Raw genomic sequence first — 8,657 nt, 5'->3', positions numbered from 1 at the left:
AATCAAAAATCCCGCAAGCTTTAATTATGTAAACGCTAAAGATACTTGTCTGAATCTGAGAGATTCCAGTCTTGATTATATTGCAGGTGCATCACCTAAAGATGAATGTAAAAATAGTAATGGAGCATTTATCTTCTGGGATAACATGCATACAACGACAAAAATGCATGAAGATATCAGTGATATCTTGGGTGATGAAATTAAATTTTTACTGTAAATGATCGTTAGCAATATAAGTAACCGTTATGTAGAAATGGCGTATGTTCACTGTGGAGGATATACGCCTCTTTATATTATTATAAAGGATGAGTTGTATATAAATTATGATTATACACATGGCTATTCAAACCCTTGACGAATAGCTTTGCGAAAGAAGCGCAATGCAGCCGCAGAGTCCCGTTTAGCGGTCAGCAAAAGGTCGATGGTTTGGCCTACAGTATCGACCGCGCGGTACAGATATCGCCACTAGCCTTTGATTTTGATGTAAGTTTCATCCATTCGCCACCGCCGACCTACTGTGCGTTTGTGTCGGCGAAAAACCTTATCTAACAGCGGCACCCAACGATGCAGCGTGGAATGGTCAATGACAATACCACGCTCTGCCATCATCTCTTCCAGGTTGCGTAAACTCAGTGAATAAGCCAGATACCAGCGGACACACTGAGCAATAATATCGACGGGATAATGCAGGCAACAAAAGGCGTTTCGGGTCAGAGACATGGGCAGGTAACATCACAAAAAACAGCATGCTACCTAACAACGCCTTAATGCGACAGAGCCATTTCATGTGGGGGTATCTCATTCCATGGAACCTCGGCTTCCCCCTATTTATACCCCAACTATCTATAAAATTCAGTCGATGCGGATAAACGTAGGGATGCCAGGAATTGTCAGAGAGGCTGATTATATAAGGGATTTATGGACTTAGATAGAATTTAGGATACGTAAAGATGGTCCCTACAGGATTCGAATACATCAAGTATTGATATGTTTTATATGGATAAAATCGTGTTCGATAAAATTTGTACCAACATTTATACCAACAGATAAATTTGTTAGAAAATACAGCCTATTATCACTGGGCTAGCATGCCCGGATAATGCTTGGCAATGATATCATTCATTCTCTCAGTCAGCTCAGGTCGCTTGAATGTCAGATGAGCGGTTCCTTTCTGAAAGTAACGAATGCTGAAAAATGCATCTTCATAAACTTCCTTTGTCGGGTTATCACGGATATGCTCCATCAATCGGGTAGTAACATCGCCACGGTTGTCGGGTATCGGTTTACCATCGAGCAGAAATAGCATTCGTTCTAGGTCAGCCAGTTGATCCCGCCGCCAGCCCCAATTCAAGCTGTAACCCCAGCGATTATGTGTCACCAGATTGTTGATAATGATTTTCTTACCGAAGCTGCAGGGGCTATTAGTTTTGTGATCCCACGACAGCCCCTTGAAAACATTAATTACTCCGCGTTCAAATACCTCGTCTTTCTGCTGGTGAAGTTGCCCAAAGGTACTGAGTATATTGGCTTCGCTGACGGCAGGAATATTATCGCCCTCAAGGTTTCTATACCACTGGTCACGCGCCTGGGCATCCATCAGGCTCAGCATCCCCGATCTCAACATCAAATCTCGCCATATACTGCGATCGAGATTGCGGGTAATCGCTTTCATGCCCGTTTCTGTTTTCTCCATGAGCCAGCAGCCGCAGCGGAAATCTTGTCGCATGGCCCAGTCCTTTGCAATTCCACCGCCAATGCTGTTGGTGATGGCTGAAATATCCTCAAGCTGGTGGATAAACGCTTCAATCTGCACCAGCGCGGTGTTACGCATGGTGATGATACGTTCAATGCTGGTGGAGCAAATCACATCGGTGTGGCCGGTTAGAACCTGTGGCTCATCGATAACTGTGCTGAGTGAAGTAGACATCGTAGGAACTCCATAAAAGCAAAACGCCAACTATTGTTGTTGGCGTCGAGGAAGAGGGATGGTTCAGGTGCCAGTGTCTGCTGTTCAAGACAGCTCCTGATACACCGAGATATAGACATAACCGTGACTGCCCAGCGTATCCGCTTCACAGACAAACTCTCCATGCCGAACCGTAATGCCTTGCTGACGGCGTGGATCCAGCGCCCCGGACAGCAGTTGCGATTCCAGTTTGGTTATCAGCGCGGGAAACGCTGCATCAAGAGTCTGAGTGGCTTCAAGGGAAAAGGTGCCGACAATGTGGGCTCTGTCGCTCAGAAAGTGCAGGTGTGTTCCTTCCTGCACCAGTCTGGCTCCCAACCGCGGCGTAATATCACGTTTCAGGCCCCATGTTGGGGAAGTAGTAATGTGGTTATCCATGTTAACTATCTCTGTGGTTGAATAGGATTGAGGGACTCGGTTGGGTACAGCAACGTTGGCGGAAAATGCGCACGCCACAGACCTGCGGCCTGGCGAGCCCGCACGATATCACCTTTGCTCAACATCGGGTCTTGTGCCAATGCACTGAACCCGGTACGACCAATACGCACTAAGGCATATTTCTCAACCAGGGTATTGACGGTGTCACCAACGGAAATCTCTTGTTCTATCTGTTGTGCAATCACCTGTTCATCGTGATAAGGCGTATCGTTGAGGCTCAGGCCGTAGTGATTCTCCAGCAGGAAAGCGAGCAGTTGTTGATAAATCGCAGACACGGGCAATGCGCCCGGTGGGGTGGGTCGTGGTTTCATGGGGGTGTTCTCAATATGGATAATAAGGGATTACGCCAGGAGACGAGCGGTGGTATCACCAGTTGAATGTGACGAAACCGGGCAACACATCACCCAAGGCATCAATATGTAGATAGGTTAGCCCATGGCGTTTCATTAATGTGGTGACCAGACGGCGGCAGGCTTTGGAGAGGCCCAACTGCCTGAGCCGCAATACTGGATGGTTCCAGGCATCCAGACGCAGCAAATAGCCTGTGCCGGTAAAATGGATCCATTCGCCATCGCCGAATGCCACCTGACAATGGGATATCCGGTACAGCAGCGCATTGTCGCCCTCGGTGATATGTGCCGTGCTGCATTGCAGACCGCGAAGGGTCAGGATGTTGGTTTGTTGGATAGTCGCTAACATGGCAGCCACCCCAACTCGGCTAACGAAACCGGCTCGCTCTCACCGATAATCAGGTGGTCCAGTACGCGAATGTCGACCATGTTCAACGCATTAACCAGTCGGGCAGTCAATGTGCGGTCAGCCTGGCTCGGTGTGGGATCTCCGGCCGGATGATTGTGGGCGATGACAACGGCAGCACAGCGGTGGTGCAGTGCCCGAATAACGATTTCGCGGGGGTAAACTGTGGTGGAATTAAAGGTGCCGACAGAAACGGTTTCACTGGCCATCAAGCGGTGCCGGTTGTCCAAAAAGAGCACCATAAAACACTCCCGCCCCTGAGGGCGAAGATGGAGTTGCAGCCAGGCTTTCACTGCCTCGGGTGATGTCAAGGTGTAGGGCCGGTGTCGGAGTTGGGTTTCCAGTATCGCCAGTGCCTGGCTGATAATCTGTTGCTGGGCAAAAGGCAAAGTGGGGAGTGAAGCACGCATAGGCTGATGTGGCATGGGGAAACTCCTGTTCGTCAGTCAATCAAGTCAAAAATAGCCAAGCTTTCAGGGTGTTGTAAGGCATATTCGCGCAATCGGTAAAAGTGTTCGGTCATAAGCTCATTTTCAGTACGGCAGGCATAGTGACTGTAAGCCATCAGGCAGGCGGTAATACCCGCAGCTTCACGACTGACGGTGGCCCCGTTGCCATTGAGTTCGTTAAACAACGCGTAGTCTTGCTCCGTACCCGGCACCATAAATGCCCCGCCGTTGGGTAAGGTGTAGAAGTCCCAAAAGTCGCCGTGGTAGTCGTAACACAACCGGTCCAGCCAACGAAAAGCCTGTGGTTCAATCAACGCCCATTTGGGTACCTGACCAAAGTGTTTTGGCCAGAAATGGATGCGTTGCGCATCAGAAATCCGGGTGGCTGTGAGTGGGTTTGTTTCTGTATTGAGGGGGCTGTTCATGAGAAAAATCCTTGTACCATAATCGGTTAATAACAAAACAGGCCCCACCGGAAAACCGGGGGAACCTGTTTGTGGGGGGTGATAAAAGTGAGTAAGTACTTACCGGGGAGTGCGTTTAGGTACGATTAATTATCAGCCGTGTGCTGGCTGGGGAGCGGTAAAAATCAGTTGCAGTTGGGTGCAGGACTGTGCGTAACCATCAGCGTCAAAGCAGGCAGGCCAGTCATTGTCCTCGGACATCAACTGGCACAGGCTGGTTTCACCGGGGCGATATGCCAGATGATGGCAAAAAGCGCACAGGTCATCGTCTGATATTGACCGGCAACCGGGCTCATTCTCCAGTGACTCTGGGTAGCTGTCAGCCAGTCGTGCCCCAGCAGGAATGTCAGACATCAATTCATGGCCTGCTGAATAATATTTTCTTCTGATGCGGTGAACATTCTAGTCAGTGCAATTTCGTACATAGCGGGTCCTTAAAATGAAAAACCCCTGTCGCATATGCGACAGGGGTTCAATAAAAGAATGGATTGATAATTCGGCGTTCTTTATCGGTAATAAATTTCGGTGCATTCACCCTCTTGTGGAAGTACCTTTTGGGCATTTTTCAAGCTGACCTGATAACTGCTCACCTTCTTATCATTGATGTAAACATCGAAACTCTGAGCCTTCGCAATATCTCCAATGAACGATACCCATGCATTATCGGCATTTCGCCACCCGAGAGAGGCAGGGATCCAATACTGTTGGTCACTCATTACAACAACAATATTAGGATCTTGATCCCCAGGATATACAGTCGTGCCATTGGCTAACGTGACGGCTACACCATGCTCAAGTATCCCATCCTTATCGGGATTGCCGGTGCAGTTGATCGTGAAGGCCACATTATCCGTGCTGGTGATGGTGTATTCCGCATTACCCTGCCCGAAGCCGCTACTCCACATATTGGGAATAGCCAGAGCAGGAGATGCGAGTAAGCAAAGTGATGCCGACAAAACGTATTGTCGCATGATCATCTATTCGTCCTTATTTTCTACAATCCTGATTTTGAAAGCACCCGATAGTCGAGATGGCGTGAGCAATTCCCTTTCTTTCGACATAGCTCATTGAGCGTCTCTTTCGCTACCCATTGTTTAAGCAGCCTGTCGTCAGATGATTCTTTGGCTTTGATCTCAGCCAGTTGCTTTTTATTGATGCACTTATCGGCAATCGTCGTTAAAATTTTTGGCGCAACCTGCTCGTTATACTCCCTCGAAAGATTCTGCCCCGCTTGTGAGTCGACGATGCTGAAATAGCATCCTTTCCCCATATCTTCTCCCTGATATACAACGGTCAAATCAGCGGGTTTATCGTTGGGTGCCTTAACTAATTTAATGGTCTTGCTTCTCTTGTCCGCCAGGAAAAAGTTTCCCTGCCATCCCGTTCTGATGAAAAAGTGATCCGTCCAGGGATAGTTCTCAATGACACTAGCTTTATAAAGTGGCATGCCTAATTGCTCATCGGTAAACCCATCTGCCGATTTCCATCCACTTTGCCTCATATCCGACCAGGCTTTTACCGACCCCACGACGTTGTAAGCCTGCGCGTTGAATGCTAAAAGCAGGCTCCCGAGTACTATCAATTTCTTATTCAATGTTGTGTTCATCTGTCACTCCTGCGAATGGATATGTTGTCTGGTATAAATGAAATAATGGGATAACACATTAATCTTTAAGCCAATTTTTGGCTATTGAATTCCTTTAAAACGTCATGGATGAAACGAAAATGTGGGAGTGCGATAATAAAGTCATTACCGGCAGTGAGGCGACTCAGATCATCTCGGCGGGAGAATGACTCTTTAAGAAGCTTGACCTCGGTAATTTCAATAGCCAGAAATACGTTCAGATATCCGCGATACTCACAAACCAGATACCAAATACCGTCCAGACAAATAAGGCGATAAGGGGCCAGACGTTCATACTGCCGTCCGCCGCTAAAAAGCGTCACCAGCAACCGCTCTGTTATCGCTCGTGTTAACAGATGAAAACTTTCAGAGGGGGCGGCAACACTTCGTAACGGGGTTTGGTAAATAATGCATGGCGAGTCATCGCGGCTGTTCATCAGCATATTGACTAAACGGCTATCAAGTACCGGGAAGACCACCGAGACGCCCGTTTGGCGGGCGAAGTGGAGTACGTCACGTTCGCCTGAGGAAGTGTGGCTCCCTGGCACCAGGCGACACAGACCATTTTTATATTCTAAATCCAGGTAAATCAGTCGCTCCCGAAAATCCCGGCGGAGTGTACGTACCGATACTCCGAACTCTACCGCCAGTATGCGCACGCTCAGTGTTTCACCGTTTAGCAGACGGCTGATAATCAGTGACAACCTCACGGCCAGCCGATCATAGCGACGTTCAGGCTGTGGCATTGCATGGTCTCCGTAGAAAGTTAACTGGCTGATAAATTGTGTGATTATTTTAACTAGGGGGGCGGACAGGATATGGACACAACGGGAAATATTTTTATTTCTACGGGAACCCAGATACAGGGCGAATTGGTAGCGGGTTCCTCGTGGTCATCTGCGGGATTATCGTTACCCATATCGGACAGGGTGTGTCCAGGGCATCAAATACTTAAATCGGTAAACGACCTTGCGTATGTTCCAGCATGGTCTCCGCCATCACCCAAAGCGCTCTATTCAGCTTCACATCCCCATCAATACCGTTAACAGCACGAGTGCGGGCTGGTTTACCTTTTACATTTCGCCCGTTAAGACCGCCTTTGATTAAGTTCTCCTGGATCCGCTGATAAGTCGTCCAAAGGTCATCAGACTTATCCTCCCATCGACGGGGGGATAGAGCCTGGGCTGCAGTCACCCGCTGGTGCTCCTCTCCAAAACGGTAAGTGATGGCAGCTGTTGCCAACGCGTGTTGCGCTGGTGGAGGTAACATTAATGACTGCATGACCTCACGTTTTTCTTCAACACGATCAAATATACCCAGCACCTCATACGCGCCTTCGATGACCTTTCCAACGACGTCGCCTTTATGTGGTACACGCACCTCACCAAACGTTTCGCCGCACACCAGCCCGTTCTGGCAGACAAAGCGGAATAACCCTGGCAGCATTTGGTAACTGCCTGAACCATCATGCGAATTCAGAAGAATGATTTCAGGAACCTGTTTACCCGTTATCTGCCCCTCGCGACGCAGGCGCAGCATGTGCTTGGTATGCTCGCGCTTCTCGGGATCACGAACCCTTGTCTGACAGGCAAAGAACGGCTGAAAACCTTCTTTCTGCAAGTTGTCGAGGAGGGTAATTGTAGGGATATAGGTATAACGGTTACTGCGTGATGCATGTTTTTCCTCGCTGAATACGCTGGGAACGGCGCTAAATAATTCATCGCGAGTTAAGGGACGGTCACGGCGAATTATGTTGGCAGAGCCAAAGCGGGAAGATAAACGGGCCATAAGTACTCCTTCGTTGTCATTCAAAATGAAATAAAAAAAGCCTGCTGCGTGAGCAACAGGCCTTTGAAATTGGGAGATAAGAGGTATTGTTAATTCAGAAGAAAAAGTCCCATATGGCTCGGGCGACTGACACCACCGTGTCACGCACACCGAGAATAAGTGCTCTGACAGTTTCAGGTATAAATGGCAGCATGGCCGCTTTATCAAGCACACCCCCTACAGATTTGCCAAAGTCTGCGCGCGCACTCTCTTTGACAGAATGACTTCTGAGGTTATCGTTTAGTTGGGTTTGAAAAGGACTACTGGCTTTCGCGGGCAAAGCTCGCATCAGGTTATCCACCATTTGACTTAGCCCCCATCCATGCTTCGCGGAAATTGCACAGACTGGATTGTTAGGCGAAAACTGAGAGCGGATATCGCGTAATTTATGGCTGAGGTTGACTTTCTGAAGAGGGGATAGTGTTTGGCTTGCGTTATCCCATTCATGGCAAGGCTCAAGTTTATCAGCCTGGTTGACGACAAATAACACCTTGTCTCGATGAGCACCGATGACATCTCGGTAAAATTGTTCATCGACCGACAAAGCCCGGTCATCAGCTTTGATTACCCAGAGTATAAGATTCATGCGCGGTAAAAGGCGCTGATACAAAGCTGCATACTCGTGGTCGCGTGCAGCGCTTTCACCTACGCCAGGTAGGTCAACTAGTACCATACTATGCCGCCCCATACGTAGGCGAAAACGAAGTGGTTCACGAGTACAGGCTATAACATCATTGACTGGCGTAATGTCACTCGCAAAAAGAGCATTACACAATGATGATTTTCCGGAGCCTGTTTTTCCCATAAGACCAATCACCGGCTCATAATCACCAAGCCTGCAAACGTGTAATAAGATGTGCGCTTTAACTGCATCCGGCAGTGCACTAACAGACTGCGCCATCCGATGAATGCCTTCACCTTTATTCATGAAATTACCTCAGACAACAAAAAGAAAGCCCGCCAGAATCATAAAGACTCTGGCGGGCTTAAGGGAAATGGTCATGGGGATAATATCTATCTGAGATTCTTTTAAATATAGCCAGTTAATATTTAATGATTGCTTTCATGTAAGCATCATGGATGAGAACCTCTAACTCTTCATTTATTTTTCTTTTATTTTTTCTGACAAGATA

General features: G+C 48.1%; 11 protein-coding genes and 3 pseudogenes. 1 reads left to right on the top strand and 13 read right to left on the bottom strand.

Annotation, left to right across the window (positions count from 1 at the left end; all coding sequences use genetic code 11):
* A pseudogene (locus tag V1952_RS17480) lies at positions 1–217 on the top strand (thermolabile hemolysin); the annotation flags it as partial.
* 137 nt (positions 218–354) lie between these two features.
* Here the strand turns inward: V1952_RS17480 and V1952_RS17475 are convergent.
* The 13 genes and pseudogenes from V1952_RS17475 to V1952_RS17415 form a co-directional block, all read right to left on the bottom strand.
* Positions 355–720: pseudogene (locus tag V1952_RS17475) on the bottom strand (IS6 family transposase); the annotation flags it as partial.
* Between the two features lie 355 nt (positions 721–1,075).
* Complete coding sequence (locus tag V1952_RS17470) at positions 1,076–1,927, bottom strand: DUF4942 domain-containing protein (protein WP_271311729.1); 852 nt, start codon at positions 1,925–1,927, stop codon at positions 1,076–1,078.
* 84 nt (positions 1,928–2,011) lie between these two features.
* Positions 2,012–2,344 (bottom strand): type IV toxin-antitoxin system YeeU family antitoxin, encoded by a 333-nt coding sequence (locus tag V1952_RS17465; protein WP_042569337.1) that lies wholly within the window; start codon positions 2,342–2,344, stop codon positions 2,012–2,014.
* 5 nt (positions 2,345–2,349) lie between these two features.
* Positions 2,350–2,715 carry a TA system toxin CbtA family protein gene (locus V1952_RS17460; RefSeq protein WP_042569336.1) on the bottom strand — a complete coding sequence of 122 codons (366 nt, stop codon included), beginning with the start codon at positions 2,713–2,715 and terminating at the stop codon, positions 2,350–2,352.
* Between the two features lie 55 nt (positions 2,716–2,770).
* Positions 2,771–3,067: pseudogene (locus tag V1952_RS17455) on the bottom strand (DUF5983 family protein); the annotation flags it as partial.
* 29 nt (positions 3,068–3,096) lie between these two features.
* Positions 3,097–3,570: a RadC family protein gene (gene radC, locus V1952_RS17450; protein WP_042570110.1), complete on the bottom strand. Its 474-nt coding sequence runs from the start codon at positions 3,568–3,570 to the stop codon at positions 3,097–3,099.
* Between the two features lie 32 nt (positions 3,571–3,602).
* Positions 3,603–4,034: an antirestriction protein gene (locus V1952_RS17445; protein WP_042569335.1), complete on the bottom strand. Its 432-nt coding sequence runs from the start codon at positions 4,032–4,034 to the stop codon at positions 3,603–3,605.
* 132 nt (positions 4,035–4,166) lie between these two features.
* Positions 4,167–4,427, bottom strand: a complete 261-nt coding sequence (locus tag V1952_RS17440) for a hypothetical protein (RefSeq protein ID WP_042569334.1) — start codon at positions 4,425–4,427, stop codon at positions 4,167–4,169.
* A gap of 152 nt (positions 4,428–4,579) precedes the next feature.
* On the bottom strand, positions 4,580–5,044 hold the full coding sequence (locus V1952_RS17435; protein ID WP_420075209.1) for a hypothetical protein: 465 nt from the start codon (positions 5,042–5,044) through the stop codon (positions 4,580–4,582).
* Positions 5,045–5,067: 23 nt separating this feature from the next.
* Positions 5,068–5,679 (bottom strand): hypothetical protein, encoded by a 612-nt coding sequence (locus V1952_RS17430; RefSeq protein WP_420075208.1) that lies wholly within the window; start codon positions 5,677–5,679, stop codon positions 5,068–5,070.
* Between the two features lie 65 nt (positions 5,680–5,744).
* Positions 5,745–6,443 (bottom strand): helix-turn-helix transcriptional regulator, encoded by a 699-nt coding sequence (locus V1952_RS17425; protein ID WP_420075207.1) that lies wholly within the window; start codon positions 6,441–6,443, stop codon positions 5,745–5,747.
* Positions 6,444–6,648: 205 nt separating this feature from the next.
* Positions 6,649–7,485, bottom strand: coding sequence for a DUF932 domain-containing protein (locus V1952_RS17420; protein WP_420075206.1), 837 nt, complete (start codon positions 7,483–7,485; stop codon positions 6,649–6,651).
* A gap of 94 nt (positions 7,486–7,579) precedes the next feature.
* Positions 7,580–8,452, bottom strand: coding sequence for a GTPase family protein (locus tag V1952_RS17415; RefSeq protein WP_420075205.1), 873 nt, complete (start codon positions 8,450–8,452; stop codon positions 7,580–7,582).
* Positions 8,453–8,657: the final 205 nt, after the last annotated feature.

The organism is Yersinia sp. 2542 StPb PI, from assembly GCF_048593855.1.
Classification (GTDB): Bacteria; Pseudomonadota; Gammaproteobacteria; order Enterobacterales; family Enterobacteriaceae; genus Yersinia; species Yersinia enterocolitica_E.
This window is presented reverse-complemented; position numbering and strand designations above follow the sequence as displayed.

Coding starts and splice junctions, on each gene's coding strand:
- V1952_RS17415 (WP_420075205.1), bottom strand. CDS start 8,452: ATGAATAAAGGTGAAGGCATTCATCGGATGGCGCAGTCTGTTAGTGCA.
- V1952_RS17465 (WP_042569337.1), bottom strand. CDS start 2,344: ATGGATAACCACATTACTACTTCCCCAACATGGGGCCTGAAACGTGAT.
- V1952_RS17440 (WP_042569334.1), bottom strand. CDS start 4,427: ATGTCTGACATTCCTGCTGGGGCACGACTGGCTGACAGCTACCCAGAG.
- V1952_RS17430 (WP_420075208.1), bottom strand. CDS start 5,679: ATGAACACAACATTGAATAAGAAATTGATAGTACTCGGGAGCCTGCTT.
- V1952_RS17470 (WP_271311729.1), bottom strand. CDS start 1,927: ATGTCTACTTCACTCAGCACAGTTATCGATGAGCCACAGGTTCTAACC.
- V1952_RS17445 (WP_042569335.1), bottom strand. CDS start 4,034: ATGAACAGCCCCCTCAATACAGAAACAAACCCACTCACAGCCACCCGG.
- radC (WP_042570110.1), bottom strand. CDS start 3,570: ATGCGTGCTTCACTCCCCACTTTGCCTTTTGCCCAGCAACAGATTATC.
- V1952_RS17460 (WP_042569336.1), bottom strand. CDS start 2,715: ATGAAACCACGACCCACCCCACCGGGCGCATTGCCCGTGTCTGCGATT.
- V1952_RS17420 (WP_420075206.1), bottom strand. CDS start 7,485: ATGGCCCGTTTATCTTCCCGCTTTGGCTCTGCCAACATAATTCGCCGT.
- V1952_RS17425 (WP_420075207.1), bottom strand. CDS start 6,443: ATGCCACAGCCTGAACGTCGCTATGATCGGCTGGCCGTGAGGTTGTCA.
- V1952_RS17435 (WP_420075209.1), bottom strand. CDS start 5,044: ATGCGACAATACGTTTTGTCGGCATCACTTTGCTTACTCGCATCTCCT.